The organism is Williamsia sp. Y712 (assembly GCF_059445525.1).
The window spans coordinates 45,278-63,889 of sequence record NZ_JCAIUN010000001.1; the positions used below are offsets into that span (position 1 = coordinate 45,278).

Genomic DNA, 18,612 nt, shown 5'->3' on the forward strand with positions numbered 1-18,612 from the left:
ACAAAACTTGGGCCCGAAGTCCGCTGCGCCATGTTGGTCACCGCCCTTGATGGATAAGGTGAGCCGGTGACGTCAGAACAACCTCAGGGTTATCACTGGCCGGAAGCAGCCAGGAAAGCACGGCTTCATTTCGTGTCAGGTAAGGGTGGGACCGGGAAGACGACCGTCGCGGCTGCGCTCGCGTTGGCTCTTGCGGCCGAGGGCAAGAAGGTGCTGCTCGTGGAATGCGAGGGGCGGCAGGGCATCGCGCAGATATTCGATGTCCCGCCGTTGGCACCGACCGAGACCAAAGTCGCGACCGCAGAGGGCGGCGGCCAGGTTTCGGCGCTGGCCATCGACATCGAGCACGCATTGCTCGAATATCTCGACATGTTCTACAACCTCGGATTCGCCGGCCGCGCCATGCGCCGGATCGGGGCGATCGATTTTGTCACCACCGTCGCGCCGGGGCTTCGCGATGTTCTGGTGACCGGAAAGATCAAAGAGTGCGTGGTCCGGACGGACAAGAAGGGCAACCGGATCTACGACGCGGTGGTTGTGGATTCACCGCCGACGGGCCGGATCGGTAACTTCCTCGATGTCACCAAGGCGATGGCCGATCTGACAAAGACCGGTCCGCTCCGCAATCAGAGCGACGGTGTCGTGAAGCTGCTGCACTCGGGCGAGACCGTGGTGCATCTGGTGACCCTGCTCGAGGCGATGCCGATTCAGGAGACCATCGATGCGGTGAACGAGCTCGAGGGCAAAGACCTGACGATCGGGTCGCTGATCATCAACAGGGTGTCGCCGCAGCATCTGCCTGCCGCTTCGGTCACCGACATCGCCGATGGCGTGATCGACGCCGGCCGGCTGAGGGCTCAGCTCGACGCCGCAGGCCTGACCGTCACCGAAGCCGACTTCGAGGGCCTGTTGACCGAGACCATCGAGCATGCCAGCCGGGTGCAGGCACAACTCGAGGCCGGGGCCGAACTGGAATCGTTGCACCAGGACAAGCTGCAACTCCCGGCCTTTGACGAAGGTATCGACCTCGGCGGTCTCTACGACCTGTCCGAGATCCTGCAGAAAGCGGGTGCCTGATGCCCATCGATCTGAAAATGGGTGCGATCCTCGTCGATCCGGGCACCAAGGTTGTGATCTGTTGCGGCGCAGGTGGAGTCGGCAAGACCACCACTGCGGCGGCGATGGCGGTCTGGGCTGCCGAGCGTGGTCGCAAAGTTGTTGTGCTGACGATCGATCCGGCGAAACGCCTTGCCCAGTCGCTGGGCATGGACGAGCTGACCAACAGCCCGCAGCCGGTGAAGATCGACGGTGAGGGAACGCTCGACGCGATGATGCTCGACATGCGCAGGACCTTCGACGAGATGGTCACGCAATACTCGCCGCCCGATCGGGCCGAGGCGATCATGAACAACTCCTTCTATCAGACGGTTGCCAGCTCGTTCTCCGGGACACAGGAATACATGGCGATGGAGAAGCTGGGACAGCTTCTGGCGCAGGATGATTGGGACCTCGTGGTGGTCGATACCCCACCGTCGCGCAATGCCTTGGATTTCCTCGATGCACCGCAGCGACTCGGTTCGTTCCTCGAAGGTCGCCTGATGAAGGTGCTCGTCGGCGGTGGACGCGGTGTCGGGCGCGTGGTCACCGGCGCCGTGGGCCTGGCGATGAAGGGCGTCTCGACGATCATCGGCGGCGAGACCCTGCGCGACGTGTCCGTGTTCGTACAGTCACTCGACACGATGTTCGGCAGCTTCCGCGAGCGGGCCAACAAGACTTACACGCTACTCAAACAGCCGGGGACCAAGTTCGCGGTGGTTGCCACGGCCGAGCCGGACGCACTGCGTGAGGCCGCATTTTTCGTCGATCGACTGTCGGAAGAGAAGATGCCGCTGGCCGGGCTGATCCTCAATCGGACCCATCCGAATCTGACCAGCATCAGCGGATCGACCGCCGAGGCCACCGCCGCGCAGATCGATGATCCACTGACCAAGGCGATTCTGACCATTCACGCGGAGCGGGCCACCATCGGTAAACGCGAGCTGCACCTGCTGCACAGCTTCACAACCTCACATCCCACGGTTCCGATCGTGGGTGTTCCGGCATTGCCGTTCGAGGTCGCGGATATGACCGCGTTACGTGCCGTGGCCGAACAGCTCACAAACAAAGGCTGAAAACATGGAAGGAGGCGGTCTCCCCGGCCGCCTCCTCTGGTGATTTATTTTTGACTACTCAACCAACGCCGACGATTTGACGCCTGCGCTGAGTTTCGAAGAATGTGCTCCACGAGGTGACCTCGGGATGCTGCCGCAGAAGTGCTCGACGCTGACGCTCCGTCATCCCGCCCCACACACCGAATTCGACGTGGTTGTCGAGTGCATCAGCTCCACATTCGAGTTGCACCGGGCAATGCCGACAGATGGTTGCCGCCTTGCGCTGTGCAGCGCCGCGGACAAACAGCTGGTCAGGATCCACCTCACGGCACCGTGCCCTGGCCACCCAGGCCAGTCTGGCTTCGTTTTCTACGGTCGCAGCTGCCGCTTTCGCCATGTGCATCCCCTGTCTAAAGCATATGAAGTACGCCTGGACTTGCATTTACGACTGAATGTTATGTGAGTCACATTCAAGTAGAACTAATCTATGGATCACAGTCATGGCCAGTCAAGAGCTGGGTTGAAAAAAGTGGCACTGACGTCCAAACAGATGAGGTATCGGGTCGATCTCAAGACCGTCGAACCCCCTCAAGGCACCGCGGGGTGACACGTATCGTGGCGGGCGTGTCGAAGTCGAAGTCTTTAACTCTGCTCGTTGGATCCTGTGTCCTGGCCGGAGTTCTGGTCGCCGGCCTGCTGTTTCCGATCGCCGGCGGTCTTGGCCTGGTGTCGAATCGGGCGGCGGACACCATGCAGAACGTGTCGTCGGAGCTCATCGAGGGGCAGGTCCCCGAGGTCACGACCATGACAGACGTCAACGGCAAGCCGTTTGCGTATGTCTACGACCAACGTCGCACCCAGGTCGGATACAACGACATCTCGCCGGAAATGATCCGAGCGATCATCTCCGTCGAGGACCGCCGATTCCTCGATCACGACGGCGTCGACTGGAAGGGGACCATCCGCGCGTTCCTCAAGAACCAGTCGTCCGGCGAGGTCCAGCAGGGCGCATCGACCATTGACCAGCAGTATGTGAAGAACTACCAACTGCTGGTACTCGCGCAGAACGATGCCGAGCGCCGCGCGGCCACCGAGACGACTCCGGCCCGCAAGCTCAAAGAGGTCCGCATGGCGTTGACCCTCGAGAACACGCTCACCGAGCAGATCAAGAGCGACCGGAACCTCAGTGACGCAGAGGCCAAGCAGGAGGCGAAGAAGGAGATCGTCACCCGTTATCTGAACGTGGTGCCGTTCGGTAACGGGGCCTACGGCATCGAAGCCGCCGCCCAGACCTACTTCGGCAAGCCGGCCAAAGATCTGACGGTGCCCGAATCAGCCATGCTCGCAGGCATGGTCCAGTCGAGCTCGGCCCTGGACCCGTACGCCAACCCCGAGGGTGTGATCGAACGCCGCAACGTCGTGCTCGAGACGATGGTCTCGAACTTCCCGAACCGCGCCGCCGAATACCGCGCGGCGATGAGCGCCCCGCTGGGCGTTGCCCCCTCCCCGATCACCCTGCCCAATGGCTGCCTCTCCGCCGCCGACGCCGGATTCTTCTGCGACTACGCACTGCAGTTCCTGGCCGCCAACGGCATGAACCGCGAAGCCATCAACCGTGGCGGCTACACGATCCGCACCACGCTTGATCCGGCCGTCCAACGATCGACGGATGCCGGCGTGCAGAAGATCACCGACCCCAACCTCGAGGGCGTTGCGACGGTGATGAGCGTGATCAAGCCCGGCACCGAATCGCACGACATCATGTCGATGGCCTCGAGTCGTGCGTACGGGCTCGATCAGAACGCGAACCAGACCGTCCAGCCGCAGCCGTTCTCGATGGTCGGAGACGGCGCCGGATCGATCTTCAAGATCTTCACCGTCGCCGCAGCCATGGAGAACGGGCTCGGCGCCGGATCGTCGCTGGTGGTCCCGCCATCGTTCCAAGCCCAGGGCATGGGAAGCAGCGATGGCGCCAACGGCTGTCCCCCGGCCAGCTACTGCGTCAAGAACGACGGCAGGTATCCGGCCCGGATGTCGGTGACCGACGCTCTCGCGCAGTCGCCCAACACCGCGTTTGTGAAGCTACTGCAGGACGTCGGCGTGGGACCGGCTGTCGATATCGCGGTTCGGTTGGGCATGAGGTCCTATGCCAGCCCCGGAAGCTCCGGTAACGGCGAGCAATCTCTGGCGGACTACTTCAAACAGAGCAACCTCGGTTCGTTCACCTTGGGACCGACCGCGGTCAACGCGCTGGAGTTGTCGAACGTCGGCGCAACGCTCGCCTCGCACGGCGTCTGGTGCCCACCCAATCCGATCGCATCGATCACGCAGCCCAAGCGGGACCGCTACGGCAACGAGGTGGTCGACGCCAACGGCGCCCCCGCGGTCCAGGAAGTCGCCTTCGAGCGACCGAAGTGTGAGAAAGCCGTCGAACCCGGGCTCGCGGACACCCTCGCCAACGCCTTGAGCGCCGACGATCGCGGCGCGGGTACCGCCGCCGGTGCCGCCAGTTCCACCGGTTGGAGTCTGCCGTTGGCCAGCAAGACCGGCACCACCGAAGCGCACCGCTCGTCGGCTTTTGTCGGTTTCACCAACAATCTGGCTGCGGCCACCTACACCTACAACGATTCCCCGACGCCGTCCGAACTCTGCTCGGGCCCACTTCGGCAGTGCGGCAGCGGAACCCTGTATGGCGGTAGTGAACCGGCACGGACCTGGTTCACCGCGATCATGCCGATCGCCAACAACTTCGGGCCAACCACGCTGCCGCCCAACGATCCGCGCTATGTCGCCGGAGTCGGCGGCGCATCCGTCCCGAATGTGGCTGGCATGAGCGCAAGTGCGGCCACCAAACGCCTCGAGGACGCCGGATTCCGGGTCGCTTCGGTCCAGACAGACGGTACTGCGACCGCAGGGACCGTCCTGTCGACGAGCCCTGCGGACACCGCGATCGGCGGCAGCACCATCACGATCTACGTCAGCACCGGGCGAACGCAGCCACCGCCACCGGCGACGTCACGTGCACCCGCTCTGCCGACGACGATCACCGTGCCGGGGATCGGTCCGATCGAGATCCCGCCACCCCCATAACCAAAATTCGCGCCACTTGCTTACGTTTGCGCCGGTTGCAACCGGTGCGAACGCAGGTAAGTGGCGCGAATTCGGGGTGCTGCGGTTACTGCAGTCGCGCGCGGACCGCAGCCGACAGTCGTTTGCCGTCGGCCCGGCCGGCTGCCAGGGCTGTGGCCTGTCCCATGATCTGGCCCATCTGCTTCATCGTCGGCTCGGCGCCCGTCTGTTCCGCGACGGCCGCATAGGCCTGGTTCACCACTGTCTCGAGCTCGGCGTCGTCGAGCTGACTCGGCAGGTAGCGGGCGATGATCTCAGCTTCGGCGCGCTCCTTGGCGGCGAGTTCCTCACGGTCGTTCTCGGCGAAGATCGAGGCCGCCTCGGCCCGCTTCTTGTTTTCGCGGGCAAGCACTTTGAGCACGTCGTCGTCGGTCAACTCACGTGCCGCCTTGCCGGAGACCTCTTCGGCACCGATCGCGGCCAGAACCATCCGCAACGTCCCGGTGACGAGGGTTTCCTTGGCCTTCGTGGCAGTGGTCAGATCGGCGCGGATCTGTTCCTTGATGGTCGACATGAGGTCAAAGCTACGCCGACGAGGTACCGCGTTCCCAACCTGTTTTCTCTCAGGGCATAGGGCGAGCAACCTGCGGGTTCGGGACCGGCGCGTATTCTGGGACCATGATTCAGGGACTACAAGGCGCTCCTCGGCGCGGGAATCAACTCTCACGCCCGACGCTGCAGCAGATCGCGCTCGGCGCCGTCGCCGCAGGCGCAACCGGCCTCGCCTACGCAACTCTGGTGGAGCGCAATGCCTTTGCGCTGCGCCATCAGACACTTCCGGTGCTCGAGCCCGGCGCCACACCACTGCGGGTTCTGCATATCAGCGACCTGCACATGATGCCTGGCCAGCGCCTCAAGCAGGCGTGGGTCCAGGAACTCGCCGGCCTCAAGCCCGACCTGGTGATCAATACCGGCGACAACCTTGCCCACCCCCAGGCGGTGCCCGCGGTGGTGCAGGCCCTCGGTGGACTGCTGTCGGTGCCCGGGTTGTTTGTTTTCGGCTCCAATGACTACTTCGGTCCGACCGCCAAGAACCCGCTGAAGTACTTCAAGAAGAACCACAAACGGTCCCATGGGGAGCCTTTGCCCTGGCAGGACCTGCGGGCGGCGTTCACCGAGCGTGGCTGGCTCGATGCCACCCATTCGGTCCGTGAACTCGAGGTCGCCGGGGTCCGCGTGGCCGCCGCCGGCGTCGACGATCCACACATCGGGCGCGACCGCTACGAGACCATCGAGGGACGGCCCAACCCGCTCGCGCACCTGCGCCTGGGCCTGACCCACTCGCCCGAGCCGCGCGTCCTGGACCGGTTCGCCGACGACGGCTACGACCTCGTCATGGCCGGCCACACCCACGGTGGACAGCTCTGCCTGCCGCTGTACGGCGCGCTGGTGACCAACTGCCACCTCGACCGGTCGCGGGTCAAGGGACCGTCCGCATGGGGCGCCTCGATGCGCCTGCACGTGAGTGCGGGCCTGGGCACCTCCCCGTACGCACCGGCCCGTTTCTGCTGCCGTCCGGAGGCGTCGTTGTTGACGCTCACACCGGTCTCCGATCACGACTCCGATTTTGACCAGGAAGGCTCGCTTCCGCCGATCAGCGCCGAGGCCAATTGAGGCCCTTGACCAGGCGATTTAATGCCTCGGGCGGACTGCGGTAAGCTATCGCAGGTTGATTGTCACGGGGTGTGGCGCAGCTTGGTAGCGTGCTTCGTTCGGGACGAAGAGGTCGTGGGTTCGAATCCCGCCACCCCGACTGAAAGACCGATTCGATCGGTCTTGCAAGATGTGTTGGTTGAGACACAAGCAGTGAGACCCCGGTTCGCAGAAATGTGAGCCGGGGTTTCCTCGTATCTGCGGTCCCCTCGCCCGCTGGTCCCATCGGTTCGCGGTTGCAGAAGTTTCGTGATGTCCGATCTGGGTAAAGAAGAAGTGCACCCCACATTTCTTTGTGGACTGACAAGCAGTCTCGACTGCACGATCAGCATCATGAGAGGTCGACCATGGCAGCCCAGGACCCACAGGAACTCCGCACGACGGAGGTCTCTTCGGAAGATGCCGCAAACGAGGTGTTGGCGCCCGCGACACCCGGAGCAGAGACACTGGGCTCTCCGGACGCCCCATCCGACGCATCCGGTGGTTCAACCGGAACTGACGACGAAGTACTGGCCCCTGCAACTCCCGGGGCAGAGGTCCTAGGCGTCGACGCGGATACCGCAGGGCCACAAGCCAACTAGGTCTCTGCGACAGCTACGATCCGGACGAAGACGGGGGCATCATGCCCCCGTCTTCGCGCGTACTGAATCTCTGGTGCCGAACAAGATCGGCAGCGTCCGGTCATGTCATCTGAAGTACCCGGCGACCGGCGTTGGGCAAGGCCTCTCGATGAAATCAGTTGCGTTGCGCCGCCGTTGCCAGAATCGCCTGGCGTTTGGCCTGGTACGCGCGAATGGCAGGCGCGTTCTGGATCAGTACGGAGTCGGAACAGGTCATCAGCCACATGTCGGCCAATACAAGTCGGTGCAGCGCCACACTCAGGGTCAGAACGCCGTCGTCGAGACTCCGGACGAGTTCCGGCAACCAGCGGCCGGGATCAGTGGTCAGCGATCCGTCGAGGCGGGTCGCCGTCTGCAGGCACCACTCGACGAGGTCTTGGAATCGGGAGCGCGCCAACATACGAAGGGCCTCGTCGATGTAGGCGTCTTCCAGACCCTCATCGCGGACGAGGTCTTCGAGGAGGTCATTGGCGAGCGTATCTCCACACGAGTACAGCCACGCTGCACACCAGTACACGCCGTCGGCACATTCGACGTCCTGCCAGCGCCGAAGAGTGGCAAGGAGCGTTGTTGTCTCAGGTCCTGATTGCTGCACAGCGCTCGCCCGCTCTCTGTAACAAAATGCCCTCGGGTTCGATAAACAGTTGAGTATCACCAAGCCGACCGGCCACCACCATTGTCCACCCTTCCACTAGAGCACTTCGATCCTAAACACATAATGGACGGCTTCGCCCGGCAACAACTGAAATCCGGCACGGAACTACACAACTGAATTGCCAAACCGGTCATTCCAAGTAAAACTCCCACAAGGGAAATATCTTTGGCAAACCGGCGGCCTCGAGCGGGTCAAGAAGTATTGTGACACCACCACTGACCTGCGCTGTAGTACAAACGTGCGAACTTTCGGGCACACCTACTTCATCGGATTCTGTTTTCTAAGTTCACAAACAACTAACGCGGATCGTATCGAAAGCGAGCACTCGCAAAGTTTGTGATCCACAGGGTTCAAAAAAGCGATCGAGAATTAGCAACGAAGTCCACCTACCCTTTCGGGCAAGTGGACCAATGATAATTTCATTGCAATCAACAAATATTGGACGACACAACGCGCTATCGCACGAAGCGATATCCCATGCCCGCTTCTGTCAGAAGGTGCCGCGGCCGGGTGGGATCGGGTTCGAGCTTGCGCCGCAGGCTGGCCAGATAAACACGCAAATAGTTTGTCTGGGTGCCATAGGACGGGCCCCAGACGTGGCTGAGTATGTCGCGCTGGCTGACGAGCTTTCCCTCGTGCCGCACAAGCATTTCGAGCACACCCCACTCTGTGGGAGTCAGGTGCACGGGCTCGCCGGCGCGCGTCACCTGTTTGGCTCGCAGGTCGACAGTGAAGGCGTCGGTCTCGACCACCGGAGCGCCGTCATCGGTGCTTGCACTCCCGCGACGTACCGCTGCTCGTAGCCTGGCCAGGAACTCTTCCATCCCGAACGGTTTCGTCACGTAATCGTCGGCCCCTGCGTCGAGGGCCTGCACCTTGTCCGCCGAATCGACGCGCGCGGACAGCACGATCACCGGCACATTGGTCCAGCCTCGCAATCCGGCAAGCACGGTGAACCCGTCGATATCAGGCAGACCGAGGTCGAGCACGATGACCTGTGGATTCGTCTGCCCGGCGGCAGTCAGCGCGCCGGCGCCGCTGGAGGCGGTGGTGACGTCGAATCCACGCGCGTTCAGGTTGATTCGGAGCGCACGCAGAATCTGCGGTTCGTCATCGACGACCAGGACCCGCACCCGCTCACTCATCGTCGCGCTCCGATGGAGGACCGACGGGAAGTTGGAATGACATCGTCAAACCCCCACCGGGGGTGACGCCGGGGACGATCTTGCTGTCCATGGCCGCAACGAACCCCTGGGCAACCGACAGCCCGAGCCCGACGCCCACACCGTTGTCGTGATCACCGAGTCGCTGAAATGCGGTGAAAATCTTGTCCCGATCATCGGCGGGAACACCCGGTCCGTGGTCGCATACCGAAATGGTGCACCGAGGCGGGTCATCGGCAGTGAGCCGGGCTCGAACCTGAACCGGACTCGACTGGCCGCTGTGACGCAGGGCGTTGTCGATGAGGTTGGCGAGAACCCGCTCCAACAGGCCCGGATCCGCGTAGACGAGGATGTGTTCGACATCGAGTTCGATGCGATTCGCGCCTGCCGGGTCAAGCCGCGATATCCCGACCGTCGCCCCGCTCACCACCTCGGTCAGGTAGACCATCTGTAGGTCGGGGCGGACGACACCCGCCGCCAACCGCGACGAGTCGAGCAGATTGCCCACCAGCGCGGTCAGATGATCGGTCGACTCCTCGATCGTGGCGAGCAATTCTGCGGTGTCCTCGGGGGAGAATGTGACGTCGGTACCCCGCAGACTCGACGCCGCCGCCTTGACCGCGGCCAGCGGGGTACGCAAATCGTGGCTCACCGCCGACAACAGCGCCCTGCGCAATTGATCGGTTTCCGCGAGTGCGCGTGCTTCGGACGCCTCGGCAGCCAGTTCACGGCGCTCCACGATCCCCGCCGCCTGCGTGGCGACCGCCGACAGCACCTTGCGTTCTCGTCCTCCGAGTTTCGGTCCCTTCAGCAGCATCTCGAACTCACCGCCCGGAACCGAACACACGGTGTCGGCCTCGGACGACTCCGTCGGCGGGTCATCACCGACCGCCCCCTCGACGGTGTTCGGGTCACGACCACCCCGACGCACCACCGACACCGCCTCCTGGTCGTATGTCTCCCGGACGCGTTGCAGCAGCCCCTCGAGGCCCTCGCCACTGAGGACGGCTCCGGCGAATGTTGCCAGGAGTTCGGCATCGCGGCTGGCACGTTGTGCCTGCGTCCGCCGCACCGTCGCCGAATCGACCAGGGCCGCAACAGCGATGGCAATCATCAACATCACGATGATGGTGATGAGATTCTCTGGCTCGTTGATGGTGAACGTGTGCCGGGGGGTGGTGAAGAAGTAGTTGAGCAGCAACCCGGACAGGAGCGCCGACAGTACCGCCGGCCCGATGCCACCGAGCATCGAGACCGCCAATATCACCACGAAGAACAGCGCCGATTCGCCGGCGATCCCCAACCATTCGTCCAGCAGCGCAAGGAAAGCCGCGGCCACGCAGGGAACCACCGCTGCGGCGAGCCAGCTAAGTGGGCGATGAAATCTGGTCTGCCTGATGTCCAGCGGGTTCCGTGCCGTGGCCTCTTCGTGAGTGACCATGTGCACGTCGATCTTCCCTGAGTTCCGGACCACCGTGGCACCGACACCCTCGTCGAAGATCCGCTTCCACCGCGGGCGCCGCGACGTTCCCAGCACGAGCTGCGTGGCGTTGATGCCGCGGGCGAACTCGAGCAACGCGACCGGAACGTCGTCCCCGACGATCGTGTGGATCTGTGCACCAAACCCTTTGGCGATCTCGGTCAGTTTGATGATGTCGACAGCCGTCGGGTCGGCCAGTCCGTCGGCCCGCACGATGTGCACGACAACCAGTTCAGCACTTGATCTCGAAGCGATCCGGCTCGCCCGACGCAACAACGTCGCCGATTCGGGGCCACCGGTCAGCGCCACCACCACTCGCTCGCGCGCCTCCCACGTCGCGGTGATGTCGTGTGCGGCACGGTATGCCGCCAGGTTGTCGTCGACCTGGTCGGCCAACCAGAGCAGCGCCAGCTCACGGAGTGCGGTGAGGTTTCCCTGCCGGAAGTAGTTGGCGAGCGCGCCGCCGACCCGGTCGCCGGGATAGACCTTGCCCGCAGCCAGTCGTTGTCGCAGCGCCTGCGGAGCGATGTCGACGAGTTCGATCTCATCGGCTTTGCGGACGACATCATCGGGAACCGTCTCGCGCTGCACGATGCCCGTGATCTCCTGGACAACGTCGTTGAGACTCTCCAGATGCTGGATGTTGATCGTGGACAGCACGTCGATCCCGGCGTCGCGCAGCTTGTCGATGTCCTGCCACCGCTTGGTATTTCGCGAACCGGGAACGTTGGTGTGGGCGAACTCGTCGACCAGCGCCACCTGTGGACGGCGCTCCAGCACGGCGTCGAGGTCCATTTCTTCCAGGACCGTGCCGCGATACTCGACCTTCTGACGGGGGATGATCTCGAGGCCGTCGGTCATGGCCGCGGTGACCGAGCGCCCATGCGACTCGACCACCGCGACCACCACATCCACACCTTCGCCGACCAGTGCGTGGGCTTGCGCCAACATCTCGTACGTCTTACCCACACCAGGTGCGCATCCGAGGAATACCTCGAGTCGTCCCCTGGTCTCTTTGCCGGCAGTCACTGCAGCGATCTTAGTCGCAGGCCGGAGCGGTCAGCCCCAGGTCGATGTTGACACCGAGAACGTTGACGGTCGGCTCGCCAAGGAATCCCAGCTGGCGATCGTTGGTGTTATCGGCGACCACCCGCTCGACCTCATCCACAGACTTCCCGTTCTCACGGGCCACCCGCGGTATCTGGAGCTGTGCGTAGGCCTCACTGATATGCGGATCCAGACTCGATCCCGATCCGGTGACGGCGTCGACCGGCACCTGCGCCGGTCCGACGTTCTCCCTGGCGGCGATGATCTGCCTGCGCTCGTCGACCCATCCCGCGAGCTTGGTGCTGCCGGGTCCCTGGTTACTGGCAGCCGAGGCGGCCGGGTCGCCGGGTGCCATCGGGTCGTCAGCAGATCCCAGCACGCGAGCATGGAGGAACTTGTCGGGTTGGCCCTCCTCGGCCTGCGGGTCGATTCCGATCAGACTCGACCCCACCACACAACCGTTGCTGTCCTCCACTTTTGAGCCCTCCGCAGAGGTCGAGGTGACTCTTGAAATCCCCCACACCACGGTGGGATAGGCGACGCCGAGGATCACCGTCATCGCCGCGAGGACCGCGACGGCAACCACACACTGCCGTATCCATGTCGACACAGAGTTCATGTTCAACTACCCCATTCCCGGGAGAAAGCGGACCACCAGGTCGATCAGCCAAATTCCGATGAACGGCGTGACCACACCACCGAGTCCGTAGATCAACAGGTTGCGGCCCAGCAACTTCGACGCCGAGCTGGGCCGGTAACGAACACCCCGCAACGACAACGGGATCAACGCCACGATGATCAGCGCATTGAAGATCACCGCCGAGGTGATGGCCGACTGCGCCGAATGCAAACCCATGATGTTGAGCTTGTCGAGCTGCGGATAGATGCCGGTGAACAGGGCGGGCAGGATGGCGAAGTACTTCGCCAGATCGTTGGCAAGCGAGAACGTCGTGAGCGCCCCTCTGGTGATCAACAGCTGCTTGCCGATGGCCACCACGTCGATCAATTTGGTCGGATCCGAATCCAGATCCACCATGTTGCCCGCCTCTTTTGCTGCCGACGTACCGGTGTTCATCGCCAGACCGACATCGGCCTGTGCCAGTGCGGGTGCGTCGTTGGTGCCGTCACCGGTCATCGCGACCAGTCGCCCGCCTGCCTGTTCCTTGCGGATCAGTGCCAGTTTGTCCTCGGGAGTCGCCTCGGCCACGAAGTCGTCGACTCCAGCCTCTGCGGCGATGGCCTTGGCGGTGAGCGGGTTGTCACCCGTGACCATCACGGTCCGGATGCCCATCGCCCGCAGCTGCGCGAAGCGCTGCGCCATACCGGGTTTCACAACGTCGGACAGGGCGATGACACCCAGGACACGCGCTTTTGTATCCCCGGCCCGCACTCCGACGACCAACGGGGTTCCACCGGCACCGGCAATGCGGTCGACTTCATCGGACACCTCGGTCGGCGGTACACCGCCGTTGTCGGCCACCCACCGGAGTACCGAATCAGTTGCCCCCTTGCGGATCTGACGCACACCTTCGCCGGTTCGCAGATCCATCCCGCTCATCCGGGTCTGGGCGGTGAAGGCGATGACCTCTCGAGAACCTCTGCTTTCGATATCGATCGACGCCGGATCGAGGCCGAACTCGTCTCGGCAGAGGTCGACGATGCTGCGCCCCTCTGGCGTGTCGTCAGAGAGACTCGATTGGCATGCGGCCAACGAGAGTTCCTTCGTGGTCACCCCCGGCGCGGCGACTAGCGAGGTGGCACGACGATTGCCAAAGGTGATCGTTCCGGTCTTGTCCATCAGCAGCGTGTCGATGTCGCCTGCGGCCTCCACCGCGCGGCCCGACATCGCGAGCACGTTGCGTTGCACCAACCGGTCCATACCGGCGATACCGATCGACGAGAGCAGAGCACCGATGGTCGTCGGGATCAGGCAGATCAGCAATGCGATGAGCTTGACCGCATCCGGGGTCTGGCCCGCGTACTCCTGCATCGGGCCGACTGCAACCACCGCCAACAGGAAGATGATGGTCAGGCTGGACAACAAGATGTCGAGGGCGATCTCGTTGGGTGTCTTCTTGCGCGATGCCCCCTCGACCAGCGCGATCATCCGGTCCACAAACGACTCGCCGGGCGAGGTGGTGATCTTGACGATGATCTTGTCCGACAGCACAACCGTGCCACCGGTCACCGCACATCGATCGCCACCCGATTCCCGGATGACCGGGGCAGATTCGCCGGTGATCGCCGACTCATCCACTGTGGCAATACCTTCGACCACATCGCCGTCGCCTGCGATCACCTCGCCTGCCTCGACCACGATCCGATCGCCGATGACCAGTGCGCTACCGGAGATCTCGGTGATGCTCCCGTCCGCCTCGAGCCTGCGGGCCATGGTGTCCTGCTTGACCTTGCGCAGGCTTGCCGCCTGCGCCCGGCCACGGCCTTCGGCAACCGCTTCGGCCAGGTTGGCGAACAGGACCGTGAACCAGAGCCAAAACACCACCGCGAAGGAAAACCACGACGGCTGCCACACCGCAAGAAAGGTGGTGACGATCGCGCCGATGTAGACCACGAACATCACCGGGTTGCGCGCCTGATCGCGGGGATTGAGTTTGCGCAGTGCCTGTGGCACCGAGGTGATCAGCTGCCGCGGATCAAATGCTCCGCTGCCTGCCAGATCATCGTCTGCGATGTCGACGGGTGTGGAACGCTCCGCCACCGATGCGGTCATGACAATGCCTCTGCTATTGGTCCCAGCGCCATCGCGGGGAAGAAGGTGAGCCCGGCAACAAGGAGTACGGTGCCGGTGACCAGGCCGCCGTAGAGGAGGCCATGTGTGGGAAGTGTTGCGCTACTGGATGGCCGGGGCTTTTGCGATGCCAGCAGACCTGCGAGCGCAAGAACGAAGATGATCGGCAGGAATCGGCCGAGGAGCATCGCGAAGCCCAGCGATGTCTGGAACCAGTCACTGGTCACGGTGAGGCCACCGAAGGCGCTGCCGTTGTTGTTGGCGGCAGAAGCGTAGGCGTACAACACTTCAGAGAAACCGTGGATCGACTCGGGCGAACCCGGATCGCCGCTGTTGCCCTGAAATCCGGTGGTTGACGACAAGATGACCGTGATCGCGGTTCCGGTCAGTACCAGCGCAGGCATCACGAGGATCGACAAAGCCGCCATGGTGATCTCGTGCTGACCGATCTTCTTGCCGAGGAACTGTGGGGTCCGGCCGACCAGCAGGCCACCAACGAACACCGCGATGATCGCAAGTACCAGCATTCCGTACAGCCCGGTACCGACACCACCTGGTGCGACCTCACCGAGGAGCATGTTCCAGATCAGCGCGCCGCCACCGGCAGCGGAGTACGAATCGTGCGCGGAGTTCACCGCGCCCGTGGATGTTCCGGTGGTCGAGACCGCAAACAATGCCGACCCCGCCACTCCGAATCGCTGCTCTTTGCCTTCCATCATGGCGCCGGCCGCCTGCGCCGCAATACCGTTGGTACGCGATTCGAAGGCCCACACGATGGCCAACATGCCGGTCCAGATCACCGCCATCACTCCGAGAATCGTCAGACCTTGGCGACGGTCACCGACGAGGGTGCCGTAGGTACGCGTCAAACAGACCGGAATGATCAGCAGTGCAAGGACTTCGACGATGTTGCTCAGCGGCGTCGGGTTCGAGAACGGATGAGCGGAGTTGGCCGACAGCGTGCCACCTCCGTTGGTGCCGAGTTCTTTGATGGCTTCCTGCGACGCGAACGGACCGACCACACTCGAACCACTCGACCCGTCGAGACCGATGAAGTCGAAGCCACTCTTGAACGACTGGATGGCACCCTGGGTGAGCAGAATGGTCGCGACGATGATGCTCAGCGGCAACAGGATTCGGAGCGCCGCACGGGTCATGTCGACCCAGAAGTTGCCGAGCTGGCCGTCACCCTTCTTTGCGATGATGCCGCGGATGAGTGCAACGGCAACCGCCAGCCCGACAGCCGCAGACAGGAAGTTCTGTACTGCCAGCCCGACCATCTGCGTCAGATTGCTCATCACCACTTCGGGTGAGAAGGACTGCCAGTTGGTATTGGCGACGAAGGAGATCGCGGTGTTGAAAGCCATCGCGGGTGAGACGGAATCACGGCCGTCGCTCCAGGGCAGGACACCTTGTAGTCGTTGCAGCAGGTAGAGGAACACGATGCCGACGAAAGAAAACGCGATCAACGCGGTGGCGTAGCCGGTCCACGTCTGGGAACGCTTGGGATCGATCCTGGCGATCTTGTAGATGAATCGTTCAGGCGCCCAATCGCGGGCGCCGGAGAACACCCGGGCCATGTAGTCGCCGAGGGGCACATATGCCGCCGCGAGTACGAAGACCACCACCCCGACCTGGAACGCGGCGGCCAAAGAGGAGTTCACGCCTTAGAACCTTTCGGGAAAGATGAGGGCGGCAAAGAGGTACAGCACGACGATCACGGCGAGGATCAGCAACACGACATTGGTTGCTCCGTCGGCGGTCACCGGCGTGTTCTCGCAGCGACGGTGCGTAGAACCAGCGCGCATATGAGAAACCCGCCGCCGATCGCCAGCAGGAAACAGAGATCTGACACGACCACTCCTGGAGAGATGCCGGGCTACTCCATCGAGCCCGGCGTGTGTCCTGAGCATGCGCCGACCAAAGGGCCATCGAACCCACCGTTGACGACCTTCATACGCCCGCATTCACGATCTTTACGCGATCTTTGCGCGGGGGGATTCGGGCGTAATCGAAGCCGTTAATACAACTCGTGTATTCAGATATCGCAATGCCGAATGAGCAGTTCAGCAACTCCGATGTACCAACAGCGGGAATCTACTGATCTAATGTATGCATGCGAAATAGACAATCGACTGCTGCTGATAAGGATGCTCCCGAAGTGTCCAAGGCACTCAGCGTTGGAGCGCAGGTCAACGTCACCACAGACGACAACACTCGCGAAGGCACCATCGTCGAGGACTTCGGCATTCTCCCCGAGGCCACGGTCGATCTCGGTGACGGACTCAAGGTCAGCCCGAAGCGCTTCGCTGTGTTGTTGAACGACGGAAGTCTTGTGTTCGTCGACGACGACAGCCTCGAGGCACTCGCGTAGAACGCAGCGCCGTCAACGACGGCGCTGCAGGACCTCCTGCAGCTCAGGACTCGGTTCACCCTCGAGTTGGCGGAGATAATTCTCGACAACCTCGATCATCTCCGCGTGCCCTTCGCGGACGCCGAGAGTGTCTTCCATGACCACAACCCGCGAGATACTGGTCATCAACACGACTGCCGCCACTGCCGGCATCTGGTCGAGATCGACCCCATATCTGCGCAGCACTTCCTCGATACCGGCGCTTGCCTCGCTGCGGAACTGTTCAGAGATCCGTACGATCTCGGCTCGAAGTTCTTTGCGATGGTTCGACAATGCGATGAATTCCATCGTGAATGTCGCACCGGCCGGATCGGTACTGAACACCCATAGCGCCCACAACGGCTGCTCGGATTTGAGCGCTAAAGCCTGTACCTCGAGGCCCTGCTCGGCCCGACGCCGGAACAGTTCCAGGAACAGCTCGTCCATGGTGCGGAAGTAGTAGTGCACCAACTGAGGTTTGAGGCCCGCTTCGTCGGCCACCCGCCGCGAACTCACTGCGGCGTAGCCGTTCTCCAACATCAGACGCTCTGCGGCAGCAAGCAGCACCGCACGATTCTTTGCGTCCGGGGCGCCCAGTCTGCGGGGCGATGCCATCGGGTTCGACCTCCGCATCATTGACAGCAGCCATTTGGCTCACGACATGTTAGCGCGCCGTTGTCCACAATATCGACGGATGCTGTGCAAATGCCTAGCACCGGTCGGTACAGAAACGCGAAATGGCCGCCCGGACAACCGGACGGCCATTTCGAACAGACGTGTCAGCGCTTGCGGTTCATGACCCGATCGGCGGCTGCCCAGTGCTCGTCGGCAACCCACAGGCGTGCGAACGCCGCAACCGCCTCATCGGGGGTTGCGCCGCCGATGACGCGCTTGATGTCACCCGACGAATTGTTGGCCAACGACCTGGCCACGGTCTTCCAGCCCTCATCGAACGACGCCCTTGGCAGCACCCGGTCGACCAGTCCGATCCGCTCGGCCTCGGCGGCACCGAGAAGTGCTCCACCCCCGGCGAGCAGCAGGGCCCGACTCTTACCGACCAGCTGCGCGAGTCGCTCTGCGCCACCCCAGGCCGGCATGATCGCCAGCGTCACCTGGTTGAAGCCGATCCTGATGTCGTCGGCAGCGATACGGATATCGGCGGCAACGGCAACCTCGGCTCCACCGCCGAGTGCGTGCCCGTTCAACGCCGCGACAACCGGTGCCGGGAACGCGGCGATCTGATCGCAGATCCCGCGCATCCGCCACGCCATCGCCTCGGCCTCTTCGATGGTCCGCAGGGCGCTCAGTTGTTTCAGGTCTCCGCCGGAGACGAACGCTTTGTCGCCACCACCCTTGATGACCAGGGCCTGAGCCCCTTTCGCCTCATCAAGAGCCGTCTCGAGCTGATCCATGGTTTCCGGCGCAATCGCGTTGCGGGCCTGCGGGCGATCGATCGTGATGACCGCCAGACCTTCGTTGAGTTCAAGTTCAACCATGGGAGATTCTCCATCAATGAGATTGGCATTCTTCAGTTGTGAGAATATCATCACCAACGTCGGCCGTTGATCGCCTCA

Annotated in this window: 16 protein-coding genes and 1 tRNA gene; 6 read left to right on the forward strand and 11 right to left on the reverse strand. The window is 62.9% G+C overall.

Features of this window, described 5'->3' with window-relative positions; genetic code table 11:
• The first annotated feature begins 66 nt into the window (after nucleotides 1–66).
• Nucleotides 67–1,077, forward strand: coding sequence for an ATPase BagA (bagA, locus tag AC1D75_RS00240; protein ID WP_495513339.1), 1,011 nt, complete (start codon nucleotides 67–69; stop codon nucleotides 1,075–1,077).
• Nucleotides 1,077–2,171: an ATPase BagB gene (gene bagB, locus AC1D75_RS00245; protein WP_495513340.1), complete on the forward strand. Its 1,095-nt coding sequence runs from the start codon at nucleotides 1,077–1,079 to the stop codon at nucleotides 2,169–2,171. The genes bagA and bagB overlap by 1 nt, the downstream gene beginning before the upstream one ends.
• 58 nt (nucleotides 2,172–2,229) lie before the next feature.
• Here bagB and AC1D75_RS00250 read toward each other — a convergent pair whose 3' ends face one another.
• Nucleotides 2,230–2,547, reverse strand: coding sequence for a WhiB family transcriptional regulator (locus AC1D75_RS00250; RefSeq protein ID WP_495513341.1), 318 nt, complete (start codon nucleotides 2,545–2,547; stop codon nucleotides 2,230–2,232).
• A 206-nt stretch (nucleotides 2,548–2,753) separates the two neighbouring features.
• On the opposite strand from AC1D75_RS00250, the gene AC1D75_RS00255 reads away from it, so the two are divergent.
• Nucleotides 2,754–5,240: a penicillin-binding protein gene (locus AC1D75_RS00255; protein ID WP_495513342.1), complete on the forward strand. Its 2,487-nt coding sequence runs from the start codon at nucleotides 2,754–2,756 to the stop codon at nucleotides 5,238–5,240.
• A gap of 85 nt (nucleotides 5,241–5,325) precedes the next feature.
• Here the strand turns inward: AC1D75_RS00255 and AC1D75_RS00260 are convergent, their stop codons facing one another.
• A complete protein-coding gene (locus tag AC1D75_RS00260; protein WP_495513343.1) occupies nucleotides 5,326–5,793 on the reverse strand; it encodes a GatB/YqeY domain-containing protein in 468 nt (155 codons plus the stop codon).
• A 104-nt stretch (nucleotides 5,794–5,897) separates the two neighbouring features.
• Between AC1D75_RS00260 and AC1D75_RS00265 the strand changes: the two genes are divergently transcribed.
• Together AC1D75_RS00265 and AC1D75_RS00270 are read left to right on the forward strand one after the other, a co-directional pair.
• The gene (locus AC1D75_RS00265) at nucleotides 5,898–6,893 is read left to right on the forward strand and encodes a metallophosphoesterase (protein ID WP_495513344.1); all 996 of its coding nucleotides are present in this window, start codon (nucleotides 5,898–5,900) and stop codon (nucleotides 6,891–6,893) included.
• A 65-nt stretch (nucleotides 6,894–6,958) separates the two neighbouring features.
• Nucleotides 6,959–7,032: transfer RNA gene (locus AC1D75_RS00270), tRNA-Pro, on the forward strand.
• A gap of 635 nt (nucleotides 7,033–7,667) precedes the next feature.
• On the opposite strand, the gene AC1D75_RS00275 is transcribed toward AC1D75_RS00270, so the two are convergent.
• From AC1D75_RS00275 to AC1D75_RS00305, 7 genes are all read right to left on the reverse strand, one after another.
• Complete coding sequence (locus AC1D75_RS00275) at nucleotides 7,668–8,147, reverse strand: hypothetical protein (protein ID WP_495513345.1); 480 nt, start codon at nucleotides 8,145–8,147, stop codon at nucleotides 7,668–7,670.
• A gap of 515 nt (nucleotides 8,148–8,662) precedes the next feature.
• Nucleotides 8,663–9,352, reverse strand: coding sequence for a response regulator (locus AC1D75_RS00280; protein WP_495513346.1), 690 nt, complete (start codon nucleotides 9,350–9,352; stop codon nucleotides 8,663–8,665).
• The gene (locus AC1D75_RS00285; RefSeq protein WP_495513347.1) at nucleotides 9,345–11,879 is read right to left on the reverse strand and encodes a DUF4118 domain-containing protein; all 2,535 of its coding nucleotides are present in this window, start codon (nucleotides 11,877–11,879) and stop codon (nucleotides 9,345–9,347) included. Before AC1D75_RS00285 ends, AC1D75_RS00280 begins: the two co-directional genes overlap by 8 nt.
• Before the next feature lie 10 nt (nucleotides 11,880–11,889).
• Entirely contained in the window at nucleotides 11,890–12,516 is a 627-nt protein-coding gene (locus AC1D75_RS00290; RefSeq protein ID WP_495513348.1) for a potassium-transporting ATPase subunit C, read from the reverse strand.
• Nucleotides 12,517–12,522: 6 nt separating this feature from the next.
• A complete protein-coding gene (gene kdpB / locus AC1D75_RS00295; protein WP_495513349.1) occupies nucleotides 12,523–14,628 on the reverse strand; it encodes a potassium-transporting ATPase subunit KdpB in 2,106 nt (701 codons plus the stop codon).
• Entirely contained in the window at nucleotides 14,625–16,310 is a 1,686-nt protein-coding gene (gene kdpA, locus AC1D75_RS00300) for a potassium-transporting ATPase subunit KdpA (RefSeq protein ID WP_495513350.1), read from the reverse strand. The genes kdpB and kdpA overlap by 4 nt, the downstream gene beginning before the upstream one ends.
• 3 nt (nucleotides 16,311–16,313) lie before the next feature.
• Nucleotides 16,314–16,454: a potassium-transporting ATPase subunit F gene (locus AC1D75_RS00305; protein WP_495513351.1), complete on the reverse strand. Its 141-nt coding sequence runs from the start codon at nucleotides 16,452–16,454 to the stop codon at nucleotides 16,314–16,316.
• Between the two features lie 353 nt (nucleotides 16,455–16,807).
• On the opposite strand from AC1D75_RS00305, the gene AC1D75_RS00310 reads away from it, so the two are divergent.
• Nucleotides 16,808–17,020: a hypothetical protein gene (locus AC1D75_RS00310; RefSeq protein ID WP_495513352.1), complete on the forward strand. Its 213-nt coding sequence runs from the start codon at nucleotides 16,808–16,810 to the stop codon at nucleotides 17,018–17,020.
• Nucleotides 17,021–17,032: 12 nt separating this feature from the next.
• On the opposite strand, the gene AC1D75_RS00315 is transcribed toward AC1D75_RS00310, so the two are convergent.
• Complete coding sequence (locus AC1D75_RS00315; RefSeq protein WP_495513353.1) at nucleotides 17,033–17,653, reverse strand: TetR/AcrR family transcriptional regulator; 621 nt, start codon at nucleotides 17,651–17,653, stop codon at nucleotides 17,033–17,035.
• Nucleotides 17,654–17,817: 164 nt separating this feature from the next.
• Nucleotides 17,818–18,534 (reverse strand): enoyl-CoA hydratase/isomerase family protein, encoded by a 717-nt coding sequence (locus tag AC1D75_RS00320; RefSeq protein ID WP_495513354.1) that lies wholly within the window; start codon nucleotides 18,532–18,534, stop codon nucleotides 17,818–17,820.
• Nucleotides 18,535–18,612: the final 78 nt, after the last annotated feature.